This is a genomic window from Bacillus paramycoides, assembly GCF_001884235.1.
Classification (GTDB): domain Bacteria; phylum Bacillota; class Bacilli; order Bacillales; family Bacillaceae_G; genus Bacillus_A; species Bacillus_A paramycoides.
Genome location: NZ_MAOI01000134.1, coordinates 91,823 through 118,659, shown reverse-complemented (window position 1 = coordinate 118,659; position 26,837 = coordinate 91,823). Strand labels below are relative to the sequence as shown.

Sequence of the window (26,837 nt, the reverse complement as noted above, 5' to 3'; positions counted from 1 at the left end):
AGTAACTTCCATTCGTATATAAGGATGGAAGTTTCACTTTAATAATAGAAATGAGGAGAGATGATGGGGAAGGTTTATATCGTCGGAGCGGGTCCTGGTGATCCGGATTTAATTACTGTTAAAGGGTTGAGATGCATCGAGAAGGCTGATGTTATATTGTACGACCGTCTTGTAAATAAAGAATTGCTTTCTTATGCAAAGCCTGAAGCGGATTTAATTTATTGCGGGAAACTCCCAAATTATCACACGATGAAGCAAGAAACGATTAACACATTTCTTGTTAAATATGCGAAAAAAGGAAAAGTTGTAACGAGACTAAAGGGCGGGGATCCATTTGTATTTGGAAGAGGTGGAGAAGAAGCTGAAGCGTTAGCCAAGCAAGGTATCCCATTTGAAATTATTCCTGGCATTTCAGCAGGCATAGCTGCTCCTGCTTATGCTGGCATTCCAGTGACGCATCGCGATGCAAGTGCAAGTTTTGCCGTTGTGACGGGGCATAGAAAAGAAGGTGCTGAGGAAGAAATGAAATGGGAGAACCTAGCGAAAGGTGTAGATACATTAGCTGTCTATATGGGGGTTAGTAATTTACCCTACATATGTGAACAACTTATAAAGTACGGAAAAGAAAAGAGTACACCTGCTGCTATTATTGAGTGGGGGACGACATCTATGCAACGTACGGTTACAGGGACGTTAGGAACGATAGTAGAAGTTGCTAAAAAAGAACAAATTCAAAATCCAAGTATGATTGTTATTGGAGAAGTTGTCCGTTTTAGAGAAAAGATACATTGGTTTGAGAAGCAAGCGGAAAATGCATATCAAGTAAGCGGAGTGTTGTGATATGAAAGCCGTCTTATATATATGTCACGGAAGCCGTTTGAAAGCGGCAAAAGAAGAGGCAATTCAATTTATTACGTCATGTATGAGCCGTGTAGAGGCAAATATTCAAGAAGTTTGTTTTTTAGAGCTAGCGAGTCCATCTATTGATGAAGGATTTCGTACATGTGTGAAGCGTGGTGCTACAGAGATTGTCGCGATCCCTGTTTTTTTATTAGCGGCAGGACATGTGAAGGAAGATATTCCGCTTGAATTACGAAAGTTAAACGAGCAATATCCGAATATCAAAATAGTGTATGGTAATCCATTTGGTGTATCAGAAGTGCTTGTAAAGGCGGTATATAACGGAATGGGTATTAAAGAAGAAGTAACACTTTTGCTCGTTGCACGAGGAAGTAGTGATCCTCAAACTTTACAAGATATAAAGTGGATTTCTTCTTTATTTCAAAAAGAAAAGAACATTATAAAGGTGGAAGTTTGTTATTTAGCAGCCGCGGAGCCAAAGTTTGATGAGAAGTTGAAAGAAATTGTAGAACAAAAAGAACGGAACATTGTTGTGTTACCTTACTTATTATTTACAGGCTTGCTCATGAAACATATTGAGAAAGAAGTGCGTCAATATGAGTCGGAAGAGATAAAAACAAGTCCATATTTAGGGAAGAATGTAGCGTTTCGAGATATGTTAATTCAGAAAACAGAGGAAATATTGAAGGGAGATCAATATGTATCCACTTACAGTGCGAGTTGATAAGAAACGTGTTGTTGTCATTGGCGGGGGAAAAGTAGCAGGATTTAAAATTATTCCTTTACTAAAACAAGGTGCGGATATCGTTGTGGTAAGTACAGAATTAGATACGAATTTAGTAAAATTTGTAGAAGAAAAGCAAATTCGTTGGTATCAAAGGGAATATGAAAAAAGTGATATTAAAGATGCTTTTTTAGTAGTCGCGGCGACTAGCGATTCGGTACTAAATGAACAAATTGCTAAAGATGCTGCAGTGAATCAATTGGTAAATGTTATTACAAATCCGGAAAGTGGAAATGTTCATTTTCCAGCAGCGTTTCATCGTGGGCTACTTAATGTAGCTGTTTCTACAGGCGGAGCAAGCCCGAAACTTGCGAAAAAAATTCGTGACGATATCGCAAATAAATATGATGAGACGTATGAAACGTATCTTGATTTTTTATATGAAGTAAGAATAAGAGTGAAAGAATTACAAGTAGAGAAGCGACAGAGAAATATATTATTACAAGAAGTATTAAAGGCGGTATATGTTCAAAATGAACAAAAAAGAGAATTGTTTTTACAAGAATTAGAGAGAAAAGTTCATATAGGATAATGAGTAAATTGTACTTTACAACTATAAGAATATAATTTATAATCACAAGTAACTTCAATAGATGAAATCGATGAGCAAGAAGAGTACGTATATTTGATGCGTTCAGAGAGCTGGGGTAAGGTGTGAGCCCGGTACGATAAAATATACAGAATGGGCTTGCGAGAGGTATGCTGAACATTGCAGTAGGCAACCCGGGTTCCGCCGTTAAAAGGATAGAGTATCGGAATTTTCCTGTACTTGAACAAGTGGGATTTATCAATCCAATTGAGGTGGTACCACGGTATTTACATTACATATATCGTCCTCTACATGCATATTTGCGTGTAGGGGACTTTTTTATTTTCTAAAGGAGGTGTGCGAGTATGAAATGAAAGTGTATAATTAATAAAAGTTTAAATATTCAGAAAAGGAGAATTTATGATGAAAGAAACACAGCAATGGACGTCGAAAATAGGCTTTGTACTCGCAGCAGCCGGAGCCGCAGTAGGTCTTGGGGCAATATGGAAATTCCCGTATGTTGCAGGTAATGGCGGGGGAGGCGCATTCTTCCTTGTATTTTTACTATTAACTTTATTTATAGGTATGCCTCTTCTTCTAGCCGAGTTTGTTATCGGGCGTAGTACCCAAAAAGAGGCGGTTACAGCTTATAAACTATTAGTACCAAATAGCAAGTTATATCCTTGGATTGGTCGTATGGGAGTTGTTACTTGTTTTAGCGTACTATCTTTCTATAGTGTTGTAGGTGGATGGATTTTACTTTATTTATACTATAGTGTCACAGGTAGCTTCTGGAACGGAGTAGTAGATTATGGGCAATTGTTTGGTGAAACAATTTCAAATCCAGTAAGTGCTATTGGAGCGCAATTCATCTTTATGCTTTGTACCATTTTTGTTGTTAGTAAAGGTGTGGAAAAAGGCATAGAAAAAGCAAGTAAGTACATGATGCCGCTATTATTTATTTTATTTATTGCTATCATTGTTCGTGCGTTAACACTCGATGGTGCTTTTGCTGGGGTAGAGTTCTTCTTAAAACCAGATTTTTCAAAGCTTACAGCAGATACGATTTTATATGCGATGGGACAATCTTTCTTCTCACTAACGGTAGGTGCCTCCGTAATGGTAACGTATAGCTCGTATTTAAAGAAAGAAGAGCACTTAGCTAAGTCAGCAACATCTATTGTAAGTTTAACTATTTTTATTACAGTACTTGCAGGGTTAGCAATTTTCCCAGCGATTTTCGCATTAGGGGTTAAGCCGACCGAGGGACCAGGGCTGCTATTTATCGTCCTTCCTGCTGTATTTGCAAAAATACCATTTGGACAATTTTTCTTTATTATGTTTTTAGTGTTATTCTTCTTTGCGACTTTAACATCTGCGATTTCAATGCTTGAAATTGTAGTAGCATCTGTTGCGAAAGATAATGAGAAGAAGCGTCCGTCAGCATCGTTATTAATTGGTATTCTTATTTTTGCAGTTGGAATTCCATCGGCATTATCGTTTGGAGTTATGAGTGATGTGAAAATATTTGGGAAGACATTCTTTGATTTCGTTGATTTTTCGGTAAGTAATGTACTGCTGCCGTTAGGGGTACTAGCCATTTCGCTATTCGTACCAAATAAAATGAGTAAAGAGTTATTAATGAAAGAATTAGAAGTTACGGAAACGAAAGGGAAAACATTGTTTAATATTTGGTTTTTCTTATTACGTTATATAATTCCAGTAACTGTAATTATCGTATTTTTAAATGCGATAGGCGTATTTAAAATGTTTGCATAATAAAAAGACGGGGAAATCTCCGTCTTTTTATTATGTTGTAGGTGTATTTAATAAACGATTATATGCTTTATAAGCTGTGACAACCGCGATAAATGATCCAATTAAAAATAATACTGAGCCGCCGAATGTAAATAGTCGGCCGATGTATGTTTCTCTAGCTTCTTCTATTTCTTCTTGTAATTGTGTATTCATATTTATCCCCCCGCAAAATATAGGCATTTAGTTGTAGTCTATGTGAAATGCCTATAAAGTGTGAAGTGGTAGTAAAAAAACTCGGTATGCACCGAGTTTTTTATAATCCAATATAAGGAGATGGATCAACTGCATTTGTTTTACCGACATTCCATTCTCCAAGGTGAAGTTCGAAGTGTAAATGCTGTCCGTATGATTGACCGGTATTCCCCATAAATCCAAGTTGATCGCCTTGTTTTACAGTTTGTCCATTCGATACGGAACGGCTACTCATATGCGCATATACTGTCGTATATGTTTTTCCGTTTATACGGTGAGATAAGTACACAACGTTTCCGTAACTAGATGATAATTCTGAACGGATAACGACACCATCTGCAGCGGCAATAATTGGAACCGTTCCCGAAGCAGCGATGTCAATTCCTTTATGGTTATCTAAAGAACGTGCGCCAAATCCAGAAGTTTTCGATCCAGCCGCTGGTTTAATAAATCCACTGACATTTGTATCGTGTGGTGTTGGGGCAGCTTGAGCAGATGTAGTAGCTTGTTTCTGAGCTTCTTCAGCCTTACGTGCCTCTTCAGCCTTACGAGCTTCTTCTGCACGTTTTTCTTCTTCAATTGCTTTTTGAACAGCTTGACGCTGGTTTTCTAAAATACCTTTTGACTCTTCTAATCCTTCAATCTCGGAATCTACTTTTGCTACTTTCGTATGTAGATCGTTAATAAGAATTTGTTGCTGTTGTTGGTTATTTTGTAACTCTTGTTGTTTATGCTCTAATTTTTGCTCAGATTCTTTCAGTTGTTGCTCTTTTTTCTCAACAGCCTCTTTTTCTGTTGTCACAGCATTTTGATCAGTTGTTTGTTTTTTCACAATATCTGTATCGTTGTTTAAAATTAAACTTACGGAGTACATATTATCAATTAAATCAGCAATATTTGCAGAACTTGTTAATACTTCTGTAATGATATTTGTGCGAGGTTTTTCTTGCATAGATTGTAGTCGTTGTTTAATAACTTCCTGACGTGTATCTATGTTCGTTTGTAATTGCTCTATATGTTTCTTTTTTTCAATAATAACTTGCTGTGTTTTGCTAATTTCTTTTTTTGTATCGTTTAATTCAGCTTCGTTTTTATTAATAGAAGTAGTTAATTCATCGATTTTCTTTTGTAATTCCTGGATTTCTTTTTCTATTTGTTCTTTCTCAGCTGATTTATTTTGTAAGTCATTTTGTTTGCCTTCTAATTCAGATTGAATATTAGATAATTTATTTTCATTCGTTTCAGCGTATACGGGTGAAAGTAACGGGGAAACGAAAATCGTTCCAGCTGCTAAAACACTAAATGCTGCAAATTTCTTTTTCATTGTTGTCTTGCTCCTTTCCCTATGAATGTATATATCATAAGAAGAAGAAAGGTGTCTATCGTTGTAATCATAATGTAAAGAAAACTTTATAAAATTGCTAAGTTTTGTCGGAATTTAGTATTGTTTGTCGTGGTGCTTTAATATTTTTATGAATGCAAAAGATGAGGTGCGCTCTATTTTTTAGTGGGAAATAAAGGATATAATATTGGTTTTTTACATAGTGAAATATTATTTTAAAAGTCCATAAAACACTGGTGAGGAATCGTTCTCATGTGAGGTTTTCTGACATGGGTTTTGTTTTTGTCAAGAAAATTATTTGTATTCGTGCAAACTTATTTTGTTGTCAGATTTTAATTTTTGATTTATGATTTTTAACAGGGACAAAATGTAGTGAATTGTCGAATAATATGTAATACTCTTAATTTCTTAGTTTCATAGAACAAGAGAAGGGTAGAGTGAATGCATCAAAGAGGGGGTTGCGGCAAGTATGAAAAGGATAGGACTTGCATGGCAAATTTTAATAGGACTTGCGCTTGGTATTGCAGTTGGGGCGATTTTCTTTGGCAATCCGGCAGTGGTAGATTATTTAAAACCAATTGGTGATATTTTCATCCGATTAATTAAGATGATTGTTGTACCGATTGTTGTAGCAAGTATTGTTGTTGGGGTTGCTGGTGTTGGCGATGTTAAGAAGTTAGGCCGACTAGGCGGAAAAACACTTATTTACTTTGAAGTTATTACAACAATTGCAATTGCTGTTGGTCTATTAATAGCGAACATTTTCCAACCTGGAAAAGGCGTTGATATGGATAAATTGACGAAAACAGATATTTCCAAATATACAGCTACAACAGAACAAGTACAAAGTCATTCGTTTGCGGATACGTTTGTAAATATTGTTCCAACAAATATTATGAAATCATTAGCTGAAGGTGATATGCTTGCTATTATCTTCTTCTCAGTATTATTTGGTTTAGGTGTAGCAGCAATTGGTGAACGTGGTAAACCAGTTCTACAATTTTTCCAAGGTGTAGCAGACGCAATGTTTTACGTAACGAACCAAGTTATGAAGTTTGCACCATTTGGTGTATTCGCATTAATTGGTGTTACAGTTTCTACATTCGGTTTAGCTTCATTAATTCCATTAGGAAAATTACTAATTGTAGTATACGGAGCAATGATCTTCTTCGTTGTAGTTGTATTAGGACTTACAGCGAAAATATTCGGTATTAATATTTTCCAATTCTTTAAAATTTTAAAAGACGAGCTTATTCTTGCGTATTCTACTGCGAGCTCAGAAACGGTTTTACCTAAAATTATGGAAAAAATGGAGAAATTCGGTTGTCCGAAAGCAATTACATCTTTCGTTATTCCGACAGGTTATTCATTTAACTTAGATGGATCAACTTTATATCAAGCAATTGCGGCAATTTTCTTAGCGCAAATGTACGGTATTGATTTATCCATTACACAACAAATTACATTATTACTTGTACTAATGGTTACATCAAAAGGTATCGCGGGTGTACCAGGCGTATCATTCGTTGTATTATTAGCGACACTTGGTACAGTAGGTATTCCAGCTGAAGGTTTAGCATTTATTGCAGGTATTGACCGTATTCTAGATATGGCTCGTACAGCAGTTAACGTTGTAGGTAACTCTTTAGCAGCTGTAGTTATGTCTAAATGGGAAGGCCAATATGACGCTGAAAAAGGACAAGCTTATTTAAAAGAGATTTCTGAAAAGGGTCAAGCGGCTTAATTATGATTTATAAAGCTCTCACATAATATGTGAGAGCTTTTCTGTATATAGACGAGGTGAGGGAGTTATGAAACGCAAGTACGGTGATGGTTCTACGTGGAAGCGATTAATAGAGAAGACATACACAGTAAAACAAGTTGAAGCAGGTATATTAGGTATACTAGACATAAAAAAGGTGAGAGAGCCTAGTTATAAAGAATACAATAGTAAAGAACTTTGCATTGCAGGTGATGAGTATACATGGATGCAATATTTTATAAACGGGAAAAACTTTGCAATTACAGCTATGTTAGACGATCAAAAAAAATTAGTGCAGTATTATATCGACGTGACGAAAGAATATAAAATAGACGAGCGTGGTTTACCTTATTTTGATGATTTATATTTAGATGTAGTATTGTTACCGAACGGTGAGATTTATGTATTGGATGAAGACGAGTTAGAGGATGCCTATAGTATGGGTGATATTACTAAGGAAGAATATGAATTAGCTTGGCATATAACAAAATGGATTGTAGCAACGATAAAAAAGGGAGAATTTTATTGGATTTCAATAATAGATAAAGAGATTGAAAAGTTAAAATGATTGATGTATTCACGTTTTTGTATAATTACCAAAAAAATCTATACAAAAAATAATTGACTTTTGTTTTGTAAGCGAGTAAAGTTAGGAAAGAAATTATTATTAAAAAATAAATATGAAACCTTCTTATAAAGAGAGGCGGAGGGACTGGCCCTACGATGCCTCGGCAGCGGACTCGATTTTAGAGTGCTGTGCCAAATCCAGCAAGCATGTGCTTGAAAGATGAGAAGAGTGTTTCTTATAGATGTATAAGACCTCTTCTCGTTGGAAGAGGTCTTTTGTTGTTCATTAGAAAAGGTTGAAAACTAGGGAGAGATGATACTTTGAAAGAAACGAGAGGAAATGGTTTAGCATTATTACCACTTGGAATATTTTTGGCGCTATTTATTGGTTCTGGAATTATTACAGGTGATTTCTATAAATTGCCGATACTTGTAGCGATTTCAATTGCTGTAGGAATTGCTTTAGCGATGAATCGTAAAGAAAGCTTTAATGTGAAAGTGGAACGATTTGCAAAAGGTGCAGGAAATCCGGATATTATGATTATGGTATTAATCTTTGTACTTGCAGGGGCGTTTTCTGAAACAGCAAAAGGAATGGGCGGAGTTGATTCTACAGTTAACTTAGCGTTATCTATTTTACCACAAGGGTTTATCGTTGCTGGAATTTTTGTTATAGGGGCATTTATTTCATTAGCGATGGGAACTTCAATGGGAACTATTGCCGCATTAGCGCCAATTGCTGTAGGTATTAGTGGGCAAACTGATATCTCAATTGCACTAACGATGGCGACTGTTGTTGGTGGTGCGATGTTTGGTGATAATTTATCATTTATTTCTGATACAACAATTGCAGCTGTAAGGTCGCAAGGAACAGAAATGAAAGATAAGTTTAAAACGAACTTTTTAATTGTATTGCCAGCTGCAATCATTACAATTGTACTATTAGTAATGATTACTTTAGGAAGTGATACAGAAATTAAAGCTCATACATTTGATTGGGTGAAGATTTTACCATATGCAGGTGTACTTGTTACAGCATTACTTGGTTGGAATGTACTTATCGTGTTAACAGGCGGAACTGTACTATCTGGTGTTATCGGTCTCATAGATGGAAGTTATACGTTAGAGAGTTTCTTTAAAAGTGTAACGACTGGAATGGGCAGTATGATGGAATTAGTATTACTTGCAATTTTAATCGGTGGTATGGTTGAACTTATCCAGTATAATGGTGGTATTCAATATTTAATGAATCTTTTAACGCGTAATATTCGTTCGAAAAAAGGAGCAGAGTTTGGAATTGCTGGTTTAGTGAGTATGACGAATATGTGTACAGCAAATAATACAATCTCTATCATTTTTACAGGTCCGCTTGCGAAGAATATTGCGGATCAATATGAAATTGATCCACGTAAATCAGCGAGTGTATTAGATCTTTTCTCCTGCTGTGTACAAGGATTAATTCCGTACGGTGCTCAAATGTTAACAGCGGCAGGATTTGCTGCATTATCTCCAATTGAATTGTTACCTTATGCATTTTATCCAATATTAGTTGGAGTATGTGGCATCATTTCGATTTTAATTGGTTTCCCGCGTTTTTCGAAGGGTACGGAGAAAAAAGAGTATCATAAAACAGCGTAATCAACTATGAATTTTATTAGTAGCAACTGAAGCCGTTCAGAGAGCATTCTCTGAACGGCTTTTTATGTGTAATAAAGTGAAGTTTTAATTGGTGGTGGGGATTCAGCACCTATACCTACTGATTATTAGTCCTCATCAATCGGGCATTAACGGGATAAAAGTGTTTATCAACTTGTCTTATGTTGTTGAGAGGAATATCTATTTTACGAAAGGCTGAATTCAACTCGGTCTTAAGTCTGAGTCGAAAACAGTTCTTAAGCTCGTTATGGAAAAATGAAAAAATAGTTAAGATAAGAGTATCAAATCGAAGGGAGGCAAGCACAAGATGAAACAATTTCTAGCGTTTATCGCGGCCGGCATTTTGGCTTTAATTGCTCTTGGTAGTCTTGCTGGTATTGTAGGATTCGCAATCGGAGCAGGAGTTGTGTACTGGAGCTATAAATCATTTGTGCGAGCACAATCATTTTTTGGAAAGTTAGCTTGGGGTATTGTTGGTTTAATCGGCTTGTCCATCGCCCTTTCTCATTCCCCAGCATTAATCGGTATCGTAGCATTAGTAGTTTTATACTATGGATACCGTGAGTGGAAAAAAGAAAAAAATGTAGTTGTTGATTCTGCTCCAGAAAGTTCTAAACCATATAGCAACTTTGAAGATGAGTGGAACAAGTTAATGAAAAACTAATACAAAATAAATCAAATTATAAAGTAGAAGAGAGGAAGATTATAATGAAACAATCTTTATTCGGACGTGTACGCGATGCAATTTTAGCTGATTTTCATAATGTGCTAGATGAGAAAGAAAGAAAAAATCCAATTGCTATGTTAAACCAATATTTACGCGATAGTGAGCGTGAAATAACGAAAATTGAGAAGTTAATTCAGCGTCATAAAACATTAAAATCTAACTTTGCTCGTGAGCTTGAGCAAGCACGTTATTTCGTTAATAAAAGATCAAAGCAAGCTATCATCGCACAAGAAGCAGGAGAATTACAATTACATGAACGTGCACTAGAAGAAGTTGCTTATTATGAAGGGCAAGTAACTCGCTTAGAAGAAATGTATGCAGGTGTTGTAGAACAAATTGATGAATTAGAACGCCGTCTTGCTGACATGAAAAATAAATTAAAAGAAATGAACGCAAAACGTATGGAACTCATGGCACGTGAAAATATGGCACATGCGAACCGCCGTATGAATACTGCTATGCATAAAATGGATGAAAATAATCCGTTCTTACGATTTGAAGAAATTGAAGATCACATTCGTGACTTAGAGATTCGTATAAATGAAGAGCATGAGCGCGACACATTTGATATGAAAATTGCAAAACTTGAGCGTGAAATGAAAGAAAAAAGTGAAGTATCGTTAACGAAAGAAGTAACAAAATAATTGTAGTATATAATAAAACAGGCTTATGATATAGTGATAGGAGAAAAGGTGTTGGAAAGCAATGCCTTTTCTTCTATGTATATGTGACAAGGAGGGGGGGAGCTGAAATGAAGAAGCAATTTTCAAAAACACAATTAATGGGGATGCTCCTCATCATATTTGGATTCGGTCTATTTCTTGATATGGTACTTGGACATTTTGAACCAGGTGGTCTAATTTTTGCATTTATTATGATTATGTTTGGAAGACATTATCGAAAGAAGAATCGTTATGTAAGAGGGAATGTATTTTTATTTGTCGGCGGTATTGTATTTTTATTCTTCTTATTTTCATCAGCAGCATTCGTACTTGTTGTATTTGCTTGTTTAGCTTTAATTGGTTATCAACTGATTCAACAAGGACATCGGCAAAAAGCAATGAAAGTTGAAATTAAAGAAAAGGGATATATAGATGAAGAAAAACAAATATATCGTACAGAACCGTATATAAAAAATATGTTCGTAGGTAATGTACGAATGATGGATCATATTTATGAACTTGAGGATATTAACGTCCAATATGGTGCTTGTGATGTCGAGATTGATTTAACAACCGCGATGGTTCCAGAGGGAGAAACGGTAATTGTTATTCGGGGAGTCATTGGTAACATTCGTTTATATGTTCCGTATGACATTGAATTGTCTTTAAATCATTCTGTTATTGTTGGGCGAGTGCTCCTGCCAGGGCACGAAGAAACAGGATTTAACCGTACTGTTACGTTTAGAACGGAACAGTATAAAGAAGCTCCTCGCCGTATCAAAATTATTTCTTCGCTTGTCGTAGGCGATACGGAAGTGAGGAAAGTATAATGAAAAAACAAAAGAATATTTCGTGGATGTATATTCGTTATTCTATGTTGTCCTCTGTGAGTATCGCACTCATCTGTACAATTGTATATGTATGGAAAAGCGAGCAACAAGTTTATGATTTACTATGGAAAGAATCCATTGCTTCTGTTCCAATTGGCTTGTTTATTATGAGTACTAGTCTTCTTATCGGAGGAATTATAGGCTATGCAATCGGTTATTATATAGAGCAGCGTATACAAGGATTAAATACTTTTCTATTTGAGGTAGAGCGAGGGAATTTTCCGAGTGATGTTTCGTTTACTGCGGATGATGAATTTCATGAAGTGGAACGAAAAGTAATCGGTCTTGCTCGTCGATTAGAGGAGCAAGCTGGGCTATTTCAAAAAGTAACGAATGAACGAGCTCATTGGAATGAAGAGATGAGACAAGAAGCGATTTCCCAAGAAAGGCATCGATTGGCGAGGGAGCTACATGATTCTGTAAGTCAGCAGCTTTTTGCAATGTCGATGATGATGTCAGCCATTAATGAACAAGTAGCTGAAATTCCAGACACGACGAAAAAGCAGTTGCAACTTGTTGAGAATATGGTTGTAAATGCACAATCAGAAATGAGAGCATTGCTCCTTCATTTACGCCCAGTGCAGTTAGAAGGTAAGAAACTAACAGAGGGTATAGAAGAATTATTAACAGAACTGTCTAGAAAGCAGCATATGAAAATTGAATGGTTAATTGAACCGATTCAATTAAAAAAAGGTGTAGAAGATCATTTATTCCGTATTGTACAAGAGGCTCTGTCTAATACTTTACGGCATGCAAAGGCAAAGAAAACCGAAGTACGCCTACGCAAAATTGATCAATATGCGATTTTGAAAATTATTGATGATGGTGTTGGTTTTAAAGTTGGGGTTAATAAGGCAGGTTCATACGGTTTAAGATCAATGCAAGAACGAGTTCATGAAATTGGTGGTACATTAAAGGTTCTTAGTTTTCCAAATAAAGGTACGCAAATAGAAGTGAAAGTACCGATTATGATTGAGAGAGGGGGAGAATCATGATAAAAGTATTACTAGTTGATGATCATGAAATGGTTCGAATGGGTGTATCGGCATATTTATCAACGCAGCCAGATATTGAAGTAGTTGGAGAAGCTGAAAATGGAAGAAAAGGCTCAGAGTTAGCTTTGCAATTAAGACCGGATATTATTTTAATGGACCTTGTCATGGATGAGATGGACGGGGTTGAAGCAACGCGTGCAATTATTCAAGAATGGCCAGAAGCGAAAATTGTAGTTGTAACGAGTTTTTTAGATGATGAAAAGTTGTACCCTGTTATTGAGGCGGGAGCGACAAGTTATTTATTAAAAACATCAAGAGCGAGTGATATTGCAGACGCTGTACGAGCTACTTATGATGGGGAAACGGTATTAGAGCCGAAAGTTACTGGCAAAATGATGTCTCGTATGCGTCAAAAGAAAGAACAACCTTTGCATGAAGAGTTAACAGAAAGAGAGTTTGAAATTTTGTTATTAATTGCAGAGGGGAAAAGTAACCAAGAGATTGCAGATGAGTTGTTTATTGCCCTCAAAACAGTAAAGACACATGTGAGTAATATATTAAATAAGCTAAATGTAAGTGACCGTACACAGGCGGTTATTTATGCATTTAGACATCAATTGACGAAATAAGAAGGAGGCTTTGACTATATATGGTCAAAGCTTTTTGTTGACGGTTAATTATGTAAGCGTTATCATTAAGGTGTTAACAGTACATACAAAGGGGAGAGAGTGTATGTTAGTTCAAACGATATTTGGAATGGATAAAACGAAAAAATTAGGTAACTATGTGAATGCGTTGCAAGCACTTTGTGAACAATATGATATTGAAACAGATCGTATTGCAATTATCGAGGCGACGGAAGAATATTATTTATTTCTAGTAAAGCAAGAAGATTGCTATGATGTTGTAAAAGTAGAAACAGTGGATACGAATATTGATTACTATACGAAAGCTTGCAAAGTAAGTAGCTTTAATCATATTTCTTATCAAATGTAAAAAACTCCCGAAACGGGAGTTTTTTTATGATGCTTTCGATTCAGATGAATGATCCGTTAATGGTACTGCTTTTGCACCACTTAGCTTTGCGATAGCAAAACCGATAATAGCCCCAACTAATGCTGGTATTAACCAGCCGATACCTTCATTATATAATGGAATAAACTCGAAATAAGATGTGATAAATGAAACAGGAATATTCCCTTGTTTTAATCCATCAAATACGCTCACAACTGCGGCTCCAATTAAAGCACCTACATAAACAAATCGATATCCACCGAAATATTTATGAAGTAACGATAGTAACACGAGTACAATTGCAATTGGATATACAACAAGTAAAATAGGAACGGAGATTGCGATAATTTTTGTTAAGCCTAAGTTGGCAACTAATAATCCTAACGCGCAAATGATACTTGCTAATGTTTTGTATGAAAATTTTGTTAATAATGTTGAGAAATATTGACTGCATGCAGATACAAGTCCAACACATGTTGTTAAGCAAGCGAGTGAAACGATAAGAGATAGTAGGATCAGACCGTATGGACCGAATAATTGCTGTACGATAACAGTAAGTAGCTGTCCGCCATTTTTTGCGTATCCGAGAGAGATGCTTGTAGCACCGAGCCAGCCAAGTGCACCGTATACAAGTACGAGACCAGTAGCGGCAATAAGTCCCGCTTTTGCTGTTGCAATGGCAATTGACTTACGGTCATTCACACCTTTTGAGCGAATAGCATTTACAACGATAATTCCAAATGCAAGTGCTGAAATGGTATCCATCGTTAAGTATCCTTCCATAAAACCTTTGAAAATTGGAGAAGTTTGATACTCTTGCATTGCTGGTCCTGATTGCCCAAGTGGTGAAAATACACTTTTGACAAATAACAAGAAAATAGAGAATAGTAAAATAGGTGTTAATATATTTCCGATACGATCGACGAGCTTAGAAGGATTTAAACTAAGCCAAAATACGATAGCAAAGAAGATGACCGTGTATAAAAATAGTGCTAGGCTGCTAGAGCGAATAGTTTCTGGTAAGAAAGAACTAACTCCCATTTCATAAGCGACGTTAGCGACACGTGGAATTCCCATAGATGGACCGATTGCAATGTATACAACTACAGTAAAGAAAATTCCGAATAATGGGTGAACATGACTTGCAAGTTGTTGCATTCCATTTCCTGATAAAGAAATAGCGATAACAGTTAGTAACGGCAAACCGACCCCTGTTAGTAAAAAGCCAATCATTGCTGGCCAAAAGTTTTCACCAGCATTTTGTCCAAGCATAGGAGGGAAAATTAAATTTCCTGCCCCAAAAAATAAAGAAAATAGCATAAGACCTGTGAAAAAAATATGTTTTTTTGATACAGTGTTCATTGTTTTTCCTCCTTTTTGTAAATTCATTGTAAGAACACAAAAAACTCGTCCCTGAAGAAAGGGACGAGTTATATTTACCCGCGATACCACCCTAATTTATACATGTAGAAATATATCTATATGTATACGGCTTTGCAACGTACAACATGATACGTGTTCCTTGTAACGGGGGACGGCCGGTAAGAACTTACTTCAGCATTCGGTTCTACTTCTCGGAGATGATTTTCGGTTACGAACTGAGCATTGGCTTTCAGCAAAATGCCAACTCTCTGGGGAACAGCCCTATAACGTACTCGTTCTCGTCAATGAATTTTTATTCAAGTATTCTGACAGTATTTTCACATGTTTTTTTTAGAAAGTCAACATATTTTTTGGGAAATATATTTTCATGTAGAAATATAGCGGATAATATAAGGTTTAATGTTATTTGTAAAAATGGTGTAAAACATTATAGAGAATTGTAAAGTTTATGGAGAAAATCGATATTTATAGGAGTAAAGAAGGAATCATTTGAATTTGCAGAGAATAATACAACAATCCACTTGCTGGAAAGAACAAACCAAAAGAGGTGACTGAAATGTTTGCGATGGGAGTATTATTTGGCATTATTGCTATATGTGGTTTTATATGGTTATATTATTCGCGTTCGTTTAAACAAGCAGAAGTTTTACTCTTTCAAAAAGGTAGTTTGTTGACAAATCAGTCTAGATATTTAGTATGTCCGAAGTGTGGAAGTGCACAGGCCAGAAGTGGAGGATATCAAGAGTGTTGCAAAATTAGATTATGAAAGAAGGAAGCCTCACATTATTTTTGTGAGGCTTCCTTCCTTACAATTTCAAAGCACTCCAAATTGTCCAACGATCTCTTTCGATAATAGGAGAGCGGTTTTGTAATGCTGTTTGAATATGATGTAGAAGTCGAGAAAGTTCATTATCCGTTAATTCGTGCAGTATGGATCGACCTGTTCGAGGGGATAAATCTTGTAGTAATGCTTCTACAGAATCGTGAATTTTTCGTACTTCCCATTGTGTTTGAATGGGGAACGCTTGAAGAGAATGCTTTTGTAATAAGTGCTGAATAGTAGTGGTTTTTGGTCTTCTTTTCGCTTCTGTTTCAATGAGTTTTGGGAAGACGGAGAAAAAATATCCACGAATGTGTTCAGGGCTTCCTGGAATTATGCAATCTTCAATGGTTCGATCTTGTAGAATAAGCATACCGTCTTTTTTTAATATGCGAGAAGCTGCGCTTAAAAATGTAGGAATGTCTTGTAAATGATGGATCACTGCACGTGAAATGACAATATCGAATGTTTCATCAGGGAACGGGATATTATGTGCATCACCGTGAATAAATGAAATGTTTGGGAAGCTGCTACAATTCTCCTTTGCGGCTTGTAATATTTCTTTTGAAAAATCAAGTCCAATTACGTTTGTAGCCCCCATAAGTGCAAGTTCTTTTGTATAAATACCACCGCCACACCCTATATCAATTATTCGTTTGTTTTGTACATCTACAATATTGTTTATCGCTTCCCGCCATGAAACATGTGCGTTACGATTTGCATATGTGTACTTATTATTTGCATCATGAAAATTAATGGACATTGTAAAATCCTCCCTTCAGTGTATAGTATAGCTCATTTTATATCATGTCACGTTTTTGTTTCTTATATGAAGGTTATAAGGGTTTCTTATTAGAAAAGAGGGATCGATTTGAAAGGGAATTATCTAATGGTTTTATGTGTAATTTTACTCGCATCGTGTGGTCAAGCCGAGCAAAAGAAAGAAACAAAACAAGTAGAGGAGACAGTGAATGAAGTGAAAGAACCATTACAGGTAACTGTTATACAAAAAGGTAAAGAAGAAAAAAATTTAAAGAAAATGGATGCGGAGTTAGTGGTAGACATTATAACCAAAGCAGAAAAACAAGAAATAACAGGTAGCTTTGGCGAACCGGAATATGAAATACAAATTAGTAGAAATGGGAAAATAGAAACATATTATGCATGGTTAAGAGGAGAAGATCGCCGGGGATGGATTCAATATAAGAAAGATATGTACATGCTTACCGAAAAAGAAACGCAACAGCTTTTATCTTTATTCCCAAATGTTTCAGATCAAAAAGAAGATGATACGAAGATAGATAATTTAACGGAAGTGACCAAAAAAGATATGCAGATTACCGCATTCCATATTAAAGCAGATGAGCAGAAAATGAATTATAAGGTCCGGTATACAATTTCGCAATCACTATACAATAAGCTGGAGAAGGAACAAGAATATTATTTGCAATTAATCTTCCCGGAAAAAGTTCAAAAATTAGTTGGAGCAAAAGAGAGTAAAATCATTTCAGCTGAAAAAGTAAAAGAAGGATATAAGCAGTATGAAGTGAATATTACTGTTCCAATAAAAGAAGCTTCATTATCACAATTAAAATCATTAGAAACATATTATGATAATTATGATTTGCAAATATTAAATAGTAAAAAAGAAAAACTAGGGGTGTTTCAAAATATCATCCAAATTGTAAAAGATTATGGTGAAAAAATGAATTTACAAAGATAAGGTGAAACTGTAATCAGTGGGAGTCTCACTGTCTGTTTATGCGGGGTAAATTAGAAATTTTATTAGTTTGTAAATAATACAAGCAATATGGACTTTCCTAGGAAATGATAATAGAGGGGGCAAAGGCCCCCTCTATTATTTTGCTTTTGCAGATGGCTCATTCATTGATTTTCGGGTAATAAGAAAAGAAATCATAAGAGCGGAAAGAATAATAAGAGCTATAAATAAGTGATTTGGCAACCAATCTAATAATAATAAGTAGCTAACTGTATAAAAAATAAGAGTTGAAGCTAAGAAAGAAAGGGCACCTATTATGAGAGATTGTAATTTCATTTGTTTCTACCTCCTTTCACTTATATTTTCGGCTAAAAATGGATGATATAAACATTATTTCTAAGAAAAGAGAAAAATATGTCATAATAGAGAAAAGGATAGACTTTGATGAGAGTGTATGACTCATTAAGGTGATGTAAAGGAGAGGAATATGAAAAATAATAAAAAAGGATTATGGGGAATTATCGTCGCAATAGGGTTATTTTTACTATCAAAGTTAAAATGGATATTTGCGATTTTTAAGCTAGCAAAATTTTCAACCGTATTTAGTATGTTCTTATCACTTGGTGCATACGCAGTTATATATGGTTGGAAGTTTGGAGTAGCGCTCGTTTATTTGTTGTTTGTTCATGAGATGGGGCATTTATGGGCAGCGAGAAGAAAAGGAATCCCTACATCACCAGCGATCTTCATTCCATTTATGGGAGCTCTTATTGGGATGAAAGAGATGCCGAAAAATGCAAAAGATGAAGCTTATATTGCATATATGGGACCTCTTTTCGGATTGCTTTCATTTTTACCGGCCATTCCACTTTATATGGTAACGAAAGAGCCGTTTTGGGCGCTAATTATTTTACTTGGAAGTATGATTAATTTCTTTAACTTAATTCCAGTTTCCCCACTAGATGGCGGACGAATTATTTCAGTTGTAAGTACGAAAATTTGGGGAGCAGGGCTTGTTTTACTACTCGGCTATTCTATTTACTTCAAAAGTATTTTGGGGGGATTTATTTTTATTATCGGCTGTATGGAACTATATAGAGTAATAAAGAGAGATGAGCCGATTAAGGAATTAGGATATAAAATAGATGGAATGAAGGAATATGTTGCTAGGCTTGAAGAGGAACTAAAGGAAACTGGTGCGGTACATCGAACGATTTATATGATTCACCATGAGATGAATGTATTAAGACAAAGAGAGAAAGAATTAAAAATGGGAGAATTTCAAAAAATCGAAGTGTTAGAGTACCTTTTACCAAAGTTTGAGCCGCTTGATTATGTCCCATATGAAGATGAAAAAGATGAGTATACAATTCGTATAAGAGAAGCATTTGAAGTGTCGGAAAGAAAATTAAATGAATGGGAAATAGAAAAGAGACAACAAGAAAATTATTATAAAGTCGATACGAAAACGAAATGGACAGTATTTGCTTGTTATATCGGATTAATGGCTATACTTGGTTATACAGCTTATGAAGGGTATGTTGTTTTACAAGAGCACTTGCCAAGGAGAAGTGTGTAGAAAATAGTGTCGAAATGATAGGAAGAATTTATAAAGGAATATGCATTGTTCATATATTTTTCACAAAAACACCATGTTAATAGTGATTAAAATCACAATATGTATTATACAATTCAGTTAAACTAAAAACAGTTAAGGAGATAGAGGAGTGGGATACAATGTTAAGTGCAAAAACAATTGAAATCGTAAAGTCAACAGTACCATTATTACAAGAAAAAGGCGTTGAAATTACAACGAGATTTTATCAAATTTTATTCTCGGAACATCCGGAGTTATTAAATATTTTCAACCATACAAATCAGAAAAAGGGAAGACAACAACAAGCGTTGGCAAATGCTGTTTATGCAGCTGCGATGTACATTGATAATTTAGAAGCTATTATTCCAGTTGTAAAACAAATCGGTCATAAACATAGAAGTTTAGGCATTAAAGCGGAGCATTATCCGATTGTAGGTACATGCTTACTACAAGCGATTAAAGAGGTTGCAGGCGCGCCAGACGAAGTTTTAAATGCATGGGGAGAAGCATATGGTGTCATCGCTGACGCATTCATTAGCATTGAAGCTGAGATGTATGAAGAAGCTGCACATAAAGAAGGTGGATGGAAAGATTTCCGCAACTTTGTGATTGTTAAAAAAGTGAAGGAAAGCGATGTTATTACGTCATTTTATTTAAAACCTGAAGATGGAGGGAAAGTTTCTTCATTCATCCCAGGACAATATGTAACGATTCAAATAAATATTAAAGGTGAAACATATACACATAATCGTCAATATAGCTTGTCTGACGCTCCTGGAAAAGAATATTATCGTATTAGTGTAAAGAAAGAAAAAGGTGTAGATACACCAGACGGTAAAGTATCTAATTACTTACATGATCATGTAGGAGAAGGGGATATTTTACCAGTAAGTGCACCAGCGGGAGATTTCGTATTAAATATGGATTCAACTGTACCTGTTGTACTAATTAGTGGTGGAGTAGGTATTACACCGATGATGAGTATGTTAAATACGTTAATTGAACAAGACTCAAAACGTAAAGTATGTTTTGTTCATGCAGCGATAAATAGTAACACACATGCAATGAAAGAACACGTTAAGGCAGTAGACAATGAATACGAACAAGTTAAAGCATATACTTGCTATTCTGCACCAACTGAAAAAGATTTGGAAATGAAGAACTTTGATAAAGAAGGCTTCATTGAAGGTGAATGGTTACAAACTATTATTCCAACAACAGAAGCAGAATTTTATTTCTGTGGTCCAGTGCCATTCATGAAACATATTAATGCTGTATTAATCGAGTTAGGCGTTAAACCAGAGAACATTCATTATGAATTTTTCGGTCCAGCAGCAAGCTTACAATAGGTGAAATTTGAACAAACAAAAAACGAGGCGTTACTTTGCCTCGTTTTTTGTTTGTTCTCTTAATAATCGATTTACTGTTTCACGGCGTATTCCTATTAGTTGACCAATTTCAGTTTGCGTTAATATTTCATATATAGGAATGTCACCTAAATATAGTGTGAACCACTCTTGTAAACGATGAAGACGTTCTTTCGGAGAGACGGTTGTCAATTGATCAATACGTTGTTGCATCATTCTTAATTTTGATTGCAATTGCATAGCGATGTCAGCATAGGATTCAGGATTCGCCTGAAGTTTATCGTACCATTCACCACTAATAATAGGTTCAACTTCTGTTTTTATTAAAGCGATAGCTGTACCGTGATATTCCTTCGGTGAAATTAAAGAATGGTGAGGTATCGTTTCACCCGGAACGATAATGTTGAACAAAAATGGTGTTCCGTCTTCTTGTAGCCTTACCACTTTTAATAAACCTGTTTTTATAAAATATAAAGGACCGTCCTCGCCTTGACGGAATAGTACATCTCCTTTGTGTAAAATCAATGTTAGCCCCCCATTTAAACGTTTCTATATCTTCTATTTTAGCGTATATGTATAAAGACAATATGCTTTTTAAACAGCAATTTCATTGACGAAATGTATGCTATTACAGTAGTATACTATTTAGTGTGTAATAGTACTAGCAATGAATACGCTGTAGGGGGTTTAGTATATTGTTAGATGCGATGAAGATGACGGATATGAAAATTCCGGCGAATGCCATCATTCATGTAGAAGAGATGAAAGGTGGAGTCGTTTTATCCGTTGAAATAGACGGCCAAATTATTTATACGATGGCTTATGATGAAGAAACAGATAGTTATGCTGAACTATATGATCGAAACGATAAGAGGGCGTGCCAAGTACATGAAGACTTTATGGGATGGTCACTTCTTCACTAAAAAGGTGTCAATATGACATCTTTTTTTATTGAATCGATAGAATATACAAAGAAATGAAATATAAGGATAAAATTTGTAATAAATGATTTTGCATTGTTAGCACTTTGTAACTGTAAGAAAGCTGTTTTTTCGCTATCATAAAGATAACAGTCGCAGCTATAGGAGTGATCAACTTGAAGAAAGTACATATTTCAAATTTTATGCTATTAAGTGTTTGTGTAGTTTTATTTGTTCTCCTAGGAGCCTTTTTATATTCATGTGTATAAGAAAAAACGCATTCTAGAAAGAACGCGTTATAAAAGTGAGGTAATGATTAATCTAGTTCCAAGAATTATTAATGTGATACGTAATAAATTAATTACGGCATTACCGCTTAATTTTGTATTAATATAAGCCCCGATTTTTCCGCCAATCCATGCGCCAGGAATAAGAATTAATGCATACATCCAGCTGACATTTCCAAGAGAAATATGAGTTAAAGAACTTACAATTGCTGATAGAAATACGATAAACATTGAAGTGGCTACAGCAATGTGTGCTGGGAATGCAAAAAGGAGCATCATTGCTGGAACAAGCAAGGCGCCACCACCAATTCCGAATAAACCAGATATAAATCCAACTATAAAGGCAATAAAGATAGCGAGAAACGGTGGGAATTGATAGTGTACAGTATTTCCTTCGTTATCTGTAAAAGAACGCTTAATTACAGTCATATTTGATAAGGAAAGAGGTTTTAATTTGTCTCGTAGCATAAGAAGAATGGAGACGAATATAAGGAAAATCCCAAAGTATAAAGAAAATGTATCTTGGTTTAAAAATTTGTTCGCCCATGATCCGATAATACCACCAGGGCCACTCCCGATAAATAAAATAAGTCCACTTTTATAATCTACCCGTTTATGTTTCATATAAGTAAGGGTAGAAGACAGCCCTGTAAAAACGACTGTTACCATAGAAGTTCCCACTGCGAGTTGTGGTGATAAACTGTGTAATCCAATTAATAACGGAACGATAATAATTCCGCCCCCAAGTCCGACTAGGCTCCCGACTGTCCCCGCGATTAATCCGATGAAAAGTAACATGATGTATTCCAAAATTGCCAACTCCTCTATATAACTTATCCAACAATCATTATACACGCTTTTTAATAAGAAATAGGCTTGTTCACAAAAAAGTCGCCTTCCTAGAAAAATAAGGAAGACGACTTTTGATTAAAAGATTAAGTGTAATAAGTAGTAAAATAACGCAGCTAAAGAAGCTGAAATAGGAAGTGTAATCACCCAAGTAATTAACATGCGTTTTGCAGTTCCCCATTTTACACCTTTCACACGATGAGAAGCACCAACCCCTAAAATAGAAGAAGAGATAACGTGCGTCGTACTAACCGGTAAGTGAATGAATGTTGCACCGAAAATAACAAGTGATGATGATAAATCAGCAGCTACACCATTTACAGGACGAATTTTCATAATTTGTCCACCGACAGTTTTAATAATTTTCCATCCACCGACAGAAGTACCGAGCCCCATTGCAATTGCACAACATAACTGTACCCAGAACGGGATGTCGCTAGAAGTATGATAGTTATTGGCCATAAGAGCCATCGTAATGATTCCCATTGCTTTTTGTGCATCATTCGTACCGTGTGTATAAGCTTGTAATGCTGCAGTGAAGATCTGGAATATACGGAAGTTTTTGTTCGTTTTCGTTAAGTTAAAGTTTTTAAAGACCACTTTAAAAATACTGTATACGATATAACCAATAACAAAAGCGATAATCGGTGAAATGATTAAAGCTTCAAGAATTTTTATGAACCCTTTAAAGTTTAATGAGCTAAAACCAGCAGCAGCAATTGCAGCACCAGCGATTGCTCCAATGATTGCATGCGAAGAACTACTTGGAATACCGTAGTACCAAGTAATCAAATTCCAAGCTATTGCTGCAAGCAAAGCAGCTAAAATTACAAGGGAACCATTTGGCAAGGCAAATGGGTCAACGATATCTTTTGTAATAGTTTTTGCTACACCTGTAAATGTCATTGCACCTAAAAAGTTCATAATAGCTGCCATAATAATTGCATGTCTAGGCTTTAGAGCTTTCGTTGAAACAGCCGTTGCAATAGCGTTTGCTGTATCGTGAAATCCATTGATAAAGTCAAAAGCTAAAGCGCAAATGACTACTAAAACGGTCAGTATCAAGAGTGTATCCATGATCAAACTCCTTACGCGTTCTTCATAATAATTGTTTCTAATACGTTTGCAACGCTTTGACAGCTATCAGCCACTTCTTCAAGCTCTTCGTAAATCTCTTTAAATTGAATAATCTTAATCGGATCTTTTTCACGAGAGAATAAGTGCTTAATCGCATGACGGCGAATATCATCACATTGTGACTCGTAATCCTTAATTTTAATCGCATTTGTACGAATGTCGACTAATTTTTTGTTAGACAGAAGTTCAACAGAGTTTGCAATCTCAATCGCACATTGATTAATTGCTTCAACGAATTTAATCATGTATTCATCAGCTTCTGTAATAGAATACATTTCGAATAGACCAGCACTGTGATCTAATCCGTCTAATACATCATCCATACTCATTGCAAGCTGTAGGATGTCCTCACGTTCAATAGGAGTAATAAACGCTTTGTTTAGCTCCATAATGATTTCGTGAATAAATGAGTCACCTTTTGACTCATACTCTTTCATGCGCATAGAAAATTCTTTTAAATCGCTAGCATTTTTAATTTTATACTCCACGAAAAACTGCGCGCCTTCTTTTAAATTTTCGGAAACATTCATTAGCATTTCAGAAAATTTATCTTTTTTTGATTTAAAGACCATTATTGTTACCCCCACAAAAGTAATATATGTAAAATATATTGGCTAGTCAATTCTAACAAAAAACTGTCGTTTTTTAAAACATTTTATCGAAAAGTTTACAAAAACTTAACATAACTCACATTGTTGTATTAATAATATTAATACTTAATAATGAATATCTTACTTGTAGAATGTCCTTTTCTTGCAAAAAGTATGAATGTTAAAGAAAAGCTTTACACTATAGGAACGACTACGTTATTATAATAAATTTAAAAGGAGGTATATTCTTCCTTTTAAAAAGAAGAGTGTAAACAAATGAAGGAAGTGAACGAATGAAATTGAAGAACACTCACTTTAAAAAAATGCTTGAATGGTTCAACCAGAGGAAGAAACTGCGCAATTCATTAATTGTATTGGGGAGTTTACTCGTTACTCTATTTGTTGCTGTGAATATAATAATTTCCATTCAAGACATATCTGAATTAAAACAAGCTGTTCCACAACCGACTTTAATTTACGATGCCAATAATGAAGTTGCAACCAAATTAGCTTCTTCTAAAACAGAAGGAGTTAAAAGGAAAGATATTCCTGACATCATGGTTCAGGCAATTGTTGCAGTAGAGGATAAGGAATTTTTTAGTCATCATGGTATTTATTATAGTGGAATTATTAGTGCGGTTTTCAAAAATATTACAGCGGGTGAGGTTGTAGCGGGGGGAAGTACAATTACGCAACAACTTGCGAAAAATGTATTTTTAACGCAAGACCGTACATTCTCACGTAAAATTAAAGAATATTTTTTAACTAAAAAAATTGAACGTACTTATACGAAAGATGAAATTATTGAAATGTACATGAATCAAATTTATTTTGGCGAAGGTGCTTGGGGTATAAAAAGAGCAGCTAAATCTTATTTTGATAAAGAGGTAAAAGACTTAACAATATCAGAGGCTGCAACGATTGCGGGATTAATTAAAGCGCCGTCTGCGTATTCACCTTATAAAAACTTTAATAAATCAATTGAAAGACGTAATGTCGTATTAAGTTTAATGAAAGAGCAAGGGTATATTTCTGAAGAACAGTATAGTAAGGAGAAAGAAGCAGGTCTAGTATTAAAGCGTGGTGTAGATGATAAATATAAGGGGAAATATTCTCAATATGTAGACTATATTGTTAGAGAAGCGATGGACAAGTACGAATTGACACAAAATGAAATTTTAGCAGGTGGTTATCGTATTTATACAGAGCTTGACCCGAAAAAACAACAAGCTGTAGAAGATGTTGTGAATAATGATAACTATTTTAAAGATAGTGGATCAGACCAGCTTATGCAAACTGGAGTCGTCCTTATGAATCCAAAAACAGGCGGTGTTCCAGCTTTAGTTGGGGGCAGAGGTCCTTATCAATTTTTACAGTTTAATCATGCGACGCAATTAAAAAGGCAACCAGGATCAACATTAAAGCCTCTTGCTGTGTATTTACCAGCCTTAGAGGAAGGATATGAAGTGTACGATGTCTTAAAAGATGAACCGTTTAATATTAAAGAATATAAACCACAAAATAGTGATCATACTTTTCACGGTAATGTGACCATGTATGAAGCGGTAGCAAAATCGTATAACGTTTCAGCTGTTTGGCTGTTAGAGCAAATCGGATTAGATAAAGGATTAAAATCTTTAGAACGCTTTGGTATTCCATTAGAGCCTGAAGACCGTACGTATCCGATCGCTTTAGGAGGTATGCATATGGGGACTTCTCCATTTGTCATGGCTCAAGCGTATAGTACATTTGCAAACGATGGTGTCCAAATAGAAGCCCATGCGATTAGAGAGATACAAAATGCTGAAGGTGAAACAATTGGGAAATGGTATAAGAAAGAAACACGTGTGACGAGCGAGAAAATTGCTCAAAAGATGACATACTTATTAAAAGGTGTTGTCGAAAAAGGAACAGGTGAAAAAGCGAAAGTTAATAATATTGATACAGCCGGAAAAACAGGAACTACTCAGCTTGTAAATGGACCAAGTGCTGGTGCAAAGGATTCATGGTTTGTTGGATATACACCGGATTTAGTAGGCGCGATTTGGGTAGGGTATGATAAAACTGATAGTGAGCATTATGTGCCAGGGGGCAGCCAAATTACAACGACAATGTTCCGGGATATTATGAAAAAAGCGAACGGAAACCCTGCTCAAAAAGCATTTCAGTTATCGTTAATATCTGAGGCGGACTATACAAAACAATTAAAAACGATTGAGGAAGAAAAGCGAAGAAAAGAAGAGGAACAACAAAGAAAAGAACAGAAACAAGAGTGGATTGATAAAGTGAAAGAGTGGATTCCATCATTTTGGTAAAAGAAAGAGGCGAATAACGAGATTCGCCTCTTTTTTGTGGTAAAAGCCCGGTT

General features: G+C 35.5%; 28 protein-coding genes, 1 riboswitch and 2 other annotated features. Of the genes, 19 read left to right on the top strand and 9 right to left on the bottom strand.

Going from position 1 to position 26,837, the window contains the following annotated elements; translation table 11 throughout:
- Window positions 1-63 precede the first annotated feature (63 nt).
- The 4 genes from cobA (at window position 64) to BAU28_RS27965 (ending at window position 3,953) form a co-directional block, all read left to right on the top strand.
- Window positions 64-840: a uroporphyrinogen-III C-methyltransferase gene (gene cobA, locus BAU28_RS27985; RefSeq protein WP_071721223.1), complete on the top strand. Its 777-nt coding sequence runs from the start codon at window positions 64-66 to the stop codon at window positions 838-840.
- A gap of 1 nt (window position 841) precedes the next feature.
- Window positions 842-1,585, top strand: coding sequence for a sirohydrochlorin chelatase (locus tag BAU28_RS27980; protein ID WP_048370523.1), 744 nt, complete (start codon window positions 842-844; stop codon window positions 1,583-1,585).
- Window positions 1,560-2,177 carry an NAD(P)-binding protein gene (locus BAU28_RS27975; RefSeq protein ID WP_002171080.1) on the top strand — a complete coding sequence of 206 codons (618 nt, stop codon included), beginning with the start codon at window positions 1,560-1,562 and terminating at the stop codon, window positions 2,175-2,177. The genes BAU28_RS27980 and BAU28_RS27975 overlap by 26 nt, the downstream gene beginning before the upstream one ends.
- Window positions 2,178-2,238: 61 nt before the next feature.
- Window positions 2,239-2,486, top strand: a binding site (T-box leader).
- Window positions 2,487-2,597: 111 nt separating this feature from the next.
- On the top strand, window positions 2,598-3,953 hold the full coding sequence (locus tag BAU28_RS27965) for a sodium-dependent transporter (RefSeq protein WP_002171081.1): 1,356 nt from the start codon (window positions 2,598-2,600) through the stop codon (window positions 3,951-3,953).
- A 30-nt stretch (window positions 3,954-3,983) separates the two neighbouring features.
- On the opposite strand, the gene BAU28_RS30620 is transcribed toward BAU28_RS27965, so the two are convergent.
- Window positions 3,984-4,145, bottom strand: a complete 162-nt coding sequence (locus BAU28_RS30620; RefSeq protein WP_165615200.1) for a hypothetical protein — start codon at window positions 4,143-4,145, stop codon at window positions 3,984-3,986.
- A gap of 100 nt (window positions 4,146-4,245) precedes the next feature.
- The gene (locus tag BAU28_RS27960; RefSeq protein WP_071721219.1) at window positions 4,246-5,508 is read right to left on the bottom strand and encodes a murein hydrolase activator EnvC family protein; all 1,263 of its coding nucleotides are present in this window, start codon (window positions 5,506-5,508) and stop codon (window positions 4,246-4,248) included.
- A 487-nt stretch (window positions 5,509-5,995) separates the two neighbouring features.
- On the opposite strand from BAU28_RS27960, the gene gltP reads away from it, so the two are divergent.
- The 9 genes from gltP (at window position 5,996) to BAU28_RS27915 (ending at window position 13,781) form a co-directional block, all read left to right on the top strand.
- Window positions 5,996-7,270 (top strand): glutamate/aspartate:proton symporter GltP, encoded by a 1,275-nt coding sequence (gltP, locus tag BAU28_RS27955; RefSeq protein ID WP_071721217.1) that lies wholly within the window; start codon window positions 5,996-5,998, stop codon window positions 7,268-7,270.
- 67 nt (window positions 7,271-7,337) lie between these two features.
- The gene (locus tag BAU28_RS27950; RefSeq protein ID WP_071721215.1) at window positions 7,338-7,856 is read left to right on the top strand and encodes a ribonuclease FAU-1 family protein; all 519 of its coding nucleotides are present in this window, start codon (window positions 7,338-7,340) and stop codon (window positions 7,854-7,856) included.
- A gap of 120 nt (window positions 7,857-7,976) precedes the next feature.
- A riboswitch (SAM riboswitch) is annotated at window positions 7,977-8,082 on the top strand.
- Between the two features lie 94 nt (window positions 8,083-8,176).
- Complete coding sequence (locus BAU28_RS27945; RefSeq protein WP_071721213.1) at window positions 8,177-9,493, top strand: Na+/H+ antiporter NhaC family protein; 1,317 nt, start codon at window positions 8,177-8,179, stop codon at window positions 9,491-9,493.
- 325 nt (window positions 9,494-9,818) lie between these two features.
- Window positions 9,819-10,175 (top strand): lmo0954 family membrane protein, encoded by a 357-nt coding sequence (locus BAU28_RS27940; RefSeq protein WP_071721211.1) that lies wholly within the window; start codon window positions 9,819-9,821, stop codon window positions 10,173-10,175.
- 44 nt (window positions 10,176-10,219) lie between these two features.
- A complete protein-coding gene (locus tag BAU28_RS27935; RefSeq protein ID WP_071721209.1) occupies window positions 10,220-10,882 on the top strand; it encodes a PspA/IM30 family protein in 663 nt (220 codons plus the stop codon).
- 107 nt (window positions 10,883-10,989) lie between these two features.
- Entirely contained in the window at window positions 10,990-11,730 is a 741-nt protein-coding gene (liaF, locus tag BAU28_RS27930) for a cell wall-active antibiotics response protein LiaF (protein ID WP_071721207.1), read from the top strand.
- On the top strand, window positions 11,730-12,785 hold the full coding sequence (locus tag BAU28_RS27925; protein WP_071721204.1) for a sensor histidine kinase: 1,056 nt from the start codon (window positions 11,730-11,732) through the stop codon (window positions 12,783-12,785). Before liaF ends, BAU28_RS27925 begins: the two co-directional genes overlap by 1 nt.
- Window positions 12,782-13,414 (top strand): response regulator, encoded by a 633-nt coding sequence (locus tag BAU28_RS27920; RefSeq protein ID WP_025147280.1) that lies wholly within the window; start codon window positions 12,782-12,784, stop codon window positions 13,412-13,414. Before BAU28_RS27925 ends, BAU28_RS27920 begins: the two co-directional genes overlap by 4 nt.
- A 10-nt stretch (window positions 13,415-13,424) precedes the next feature.
- Window positions 13,425-13,781, top strand: coding sequence for a DUF3992 domain-containing protein (locus BAU28_RS27915; protein WP_116500498.1), 357 nt, complete (start codon window positions 13,425-13,427; stop codon window positions 13,779-13,781).
- Between the two features lie 24 nt (window positions 13,782-13,805).
- Here the strand turns inward: BAU28_RS27915 and brnQ3 are convergent, their stop codons facing one another.
- On the bottom strand, window positions 13,806-15,161 hold the full coding sequence (gene brnQ3, locus BAU28_RS27910; protein WP_071721200.1) for a branched-chain amino acid transport system II carrier protein BrnQ3: 1,356 nt from the start codon (window positions 15,159-15,161) through the stop codon (window positions 13,806-13,808).
- A 56-nt stretch (window positions 15,162-15,217) separates the two neighbouring features.
- Window positions 15,218-15,476 (bottom strand) — a binding site (T-box leader).
- 262 nt (window positions 15,477-15,738) lie between these two features.
- On the opposite strand from brnQ3, the gene BAU28_RS27905 reads away from it, so the two are divergent.
- The gene (locus BAU28_RS27905) at window positions 15,739-15,948 is read left to right on the top strand and encodes a hypothetical protein (protein ID WP_002171093.1); all 210 of its coding nucleotides are present in this window, start codon (window positions 15,739-15,741) and stop codon (window positions 15,946-15,948) included.
- Window positions 15,949-15,988: 40 nt separating this feature from the next.
- Here the strand turns inward: BAU28_RS27905 and BAU28_RS27900 are convergent, their stop codons facing one another.
- Entirely contained in the window at window positions 15,989-16,765 is a 777-nt protein-coding gene (locus BAU28_RS27900) for a class I SAM-dependent methyltransferase (RefSeq protein WP_071721199.1), read from the bottom strand.
- 108 nt (window positions 16,766-16,873) lie between these two features.
- Between BAU28_RS27900 and BAU28_RS27895 the strand changes: the two genes are divergently transcribed.
- Complete coding sequence (locus BAU28_RS27895; RefSeq protein ID WP_071721197.1) at window positions 16,874-17,725, top strand: YhfM domain-containing protein; 852 nt, start codon at window positions 16,874-16,876, stop codon at window positions 17,723-17,725.
- A 135-nt stretch (window positions 17,726-17,860) separates the two neighbouring features.
- Here the strand turns inward: BAU28_RS27895 and BAU28_RS27890 are convergent, their stop codons facing one another.
- Window positions 17,861-18,058 (bottom strand): hypothetical protein, encoded by a 198-nt coding sequence (locus BAU28_RS27890; RefSeq protein ID WP_002171096.1) that lies wholly within the window; start codon window positions 18,056-18,058, stop codon window positions 17,861-17,863.
- A 151-nt stretch (window positions 18,059-18,209) separates the two neighbouring features.
- Between BAU28_RS27890 and BAU28_RS27885 the strand changes: the two genes are divergently transcribed.
- Both BAU28_RS27885 and hmpA read left to right on the top strand, forming a co-directional pair.
- Window positions 18,210-19,301 carry a site-2 protease family protein gene (locus BAU28_RS27885; protein WP_071721195.1) on the top strand — a complete coding sequence of 364 codons (1,092 nt, stop codon included), beginning with the start codon at window positions 18,210-18,212 and terminating at the stop codon, window positions 19,299-19,301.
- A 158-nt stretch (window positions 19,302-19,459) separates the two neighbouring features.
- Entirely contained in the window at window positions 19,460-20,668 is a 1,209-nt protein-coding gene (gene hmpA / locus BAU28_RS27880) for an NO-inducible flavohemoprotein (RefSeq protein WP_071721194.1), read from the top strand.
- Between the two features lie 30 nt (window positions 20,669-20,698).
- On the opposite strand, the gene BAU28_RS27875 is transcribed toward hmpA, so the two are convergent.
- Window positions 20,699-21,211 (bottom strand): Crp/Fnr family transcriptional regulator, encoded by a 513-nt coding sequence (locus BAU28_RS27875; protein WP_002171099.1) that lies wholly within the window; start codon window positions 21,209-21,211, stop codon window positions 20,699-20,701.
- Between the two features lie 170 nt (window positions 21,212-21,381).
- Between BAU28_RS27875 and BAU28_RS27870 the strand changes: the two genes are divergently transcribed.
- Window positions 21,382-21,609 (top strand): hypothetical protein, encoded by a 228-nt coding sequence (locus tag BAU28_RS27870; protein WP_002171100.1) that lies wholly within the window; start codon window positions 21,382-21,384, stop codon window positions 21,607-21,609.
- Between the two features lie 293 nt (window positions 21,610-21,902).
- On the opposite strand, the gene BAU28_RS27865 is transcribed toward BAU28_RS27870, so the two are convergent.
- The 3 genes from BAU28_RS27865 to BAU28_RS27855 all read right to left on the bottom strand — a co-directional run bounded on the left by BAU28_RS27865 (window position 21,903) and on the right by BAU28_RS27855 (window position 24,451).
- Entirely contained in the window at window positions 21,903-22,703 is an 801-nt protein-coding gene (locus tag BAU28_RS27865; RefSeq protein ID WP_071721192.1) for a sulfite exporter TauE/SafE family protein, read from the bottom strand.
- Window positions 22,704-22,820: 117 nt separating this feature from the next.
- The gene (locus BAU28_RS27860; protein WP_048370490.1) at window positions 22,821-23,819 is read right to left on the bottom strand and encodes an inorganic phosphate transporter; all 999 of its coding nucleotides are present in this window, start codon (window positions 23,817-23,819) and stop codon (window positions 22,821-22,823) included.
- A gap of 11 nt (window positions 23,820-23,830) precedes the next feature.
- Entirely contained in the window at window positions 23,831-24,451 is a 621-nt protein-coding gene (locus BAU28_RS27855; RefSeq protein ID WP_025147269.1) for a DUF47 domain-containing protein, read from the bottom strand.
- A 311-nt stretch (window positions 24,452-24,762) separates the two neighbouring features.
- On the opposite strand from BAU28_RS27855, the gene BAU28_RS27850 reads away from it, so the two are divergent.
- Window positions 24,763-26,784, top strand: a complete 2,022-nt coding sequence (locus tag BAU28_RS27850; protein WP_071721190.1) for a transglycosylase domain-containing protein — start codon at window positions 24,763-24,765, stop codon at window positions 26,782-26,784.
- Window positions 26,785-26,837: the final 53 nt, after the last annotated feature.

Excerpts from the sequence above, each read along its gene's own strand:
- BAU28_RS27890 (WP_002171096.1), bottom strand. The coding sequence starts at position 18,058 with ATGAAATTACAATCTCTCATAATAGGTGCCCTTTCTTTCTTAGCTTCA.
- gltP (WP_071721217.1), top strand. The coding sequence starts at position 5,996 with ATGAAAAGGATAGGACTTGCATGGCAAATTTTAATAGGACTTGCGCTT.
- BAU28_RS27855 (WP_025147269.1), bottom strand. The coding sequence starts at position 24,451 with ATGGTCTTTAAATCAAAAAAAGATAAATTTTCTGAAATGCTAATGAAT.
- BAU28_RS27965 (WP_002171081.1), top strand. The coding sequence starts at position 2,598 with ATGAAAGAAACACAGCAATGGACGTCGAAAATAGGCTTTGTACTCGCA.
- liaF (WP_071721207.1), top strand. The coding sequence starts at position 10,990 with ATGAAGAAGCAATTTTCAAAAACACAATTAATGGGGATGCTCCTCATC.
- BAU28_RS27925 (WP_071721204.1), top strand. The coding sequence starts at position 11,730 with ATGAAAAAACAAAAGAATATTTCGTGGATGTATATTCGTTATTCTATG.
- brnQ3 (WP_071721200.1), bottom strand. The coding sequence starts at position 15,161 with ATGAACACTGTATCAAAAAAACATATTTTTTTCACAGGTCTTATGCTA.
- BAU28_RS27980 (WP_048370523.1), top strand. The coding sequence starts at position 842 with ATGAAAGCCGTCTTATATATATGTCACGGAAGCCGTTTGAAAGCGGCA.
- cobA (WP_071721223.1), top strand. The coding sequence starts at position 64 with ATGGGGAAGGTTTATATCGTCGGAGCGGGTCCTGGTGATCCGGATTTA.
- BAU28_RS27920 (WP_025147280.1), top strand. The coding sequence starts at position 12,782 with ATGATAAAAGTATTACTAGTTGATGATCATGAAATGGTTCGAATGGGT.
- BAU28_RS27850 (WP_071721190.1), top strand. The coding sequence starts at position 24,763 with ATGAAATTGAAGAACACTCACTTTAAAAAAATGCTTGAATGGTTCAAC.
- BAU28_RS27900 (WP_071721199.1), bottom strand. The coding sequence starts at position 16,765 with ATGTCCATTAATTTTCATGATGCAAATAATAAGTACACATATGCAAAT.
- BAU28_RS27940 (WP_071721211.1), top strand. The coding sequence starts at position 9,819 with ATGAAACAATTTCTAGCGTTTATCGCGGCCGGCATTTTGGCTTTAATT.
- BAU28_RS27885 (WP_071721195.1), top strand. The coding sequence starts at position 18,210 with ATGAAAAATAATAAAAAAGGATTATGGGGAATTATCGTCGCAATAGGG.
- BAU28_RS30620 (WP_165615200.1), bottom strand. The coding sequence starts at position 4,145 with ATGAATACACAATTACAAGAAGAAATAGAAGAAGCTAGAGAAACATAC.
- BAU28_RS27960 (WP_071721219.1), bottom strand. The coding sequence starts at position 5,508 with ATGAAAAAGAAATTTGCAGCATTTAGTGTTTTAGCAGCTGGAACGATT.
- hmpA (WP_071721194.1), top strand. The coding sequence starts at position 19,460 with ATGTTAAGTGCAAAAACAATTGAAATCGTAAAGTCAACAGTACCATTA.
- BAU28_RS27860 (WP_048370490.1), bottom strand. The coding sequence starts at position 23,819 with ATGGATACACTCTTGATACTGACCGTTTTAGTAGTCATTTGCGCTTTA.
- BAU28_RS27905 (WP_002171093.1), top strand. The coding sequence starts at position 15,739 with ATGTTTGCGATGGGAGTATTATTTGGCATTATTGCTATATGTGGTTTT.
- BAU28_RS27975 (WP_002171080.1), top strand. The coding sequence starts at position 1,560 with ATGTATCCACTTACAGTGCGAGTTGATAAGAAACGTGTTGTTGTCATT.
- BAU28_RS27935 (WP_071721209.1), top strand. The coding sequence starts at position 10,220 with ATGAAACAATCTTTATTCGGACGTGTACGCGATGCAATTTTAGCTGAT.
- BAU28_RS27950 (WP_071721215.1), top strand. The coding sequence starts at position 7,338 with ATGAAACGCAAGTACGGTGATGGTTCTACGTGGAAGCGATTAATAGAG.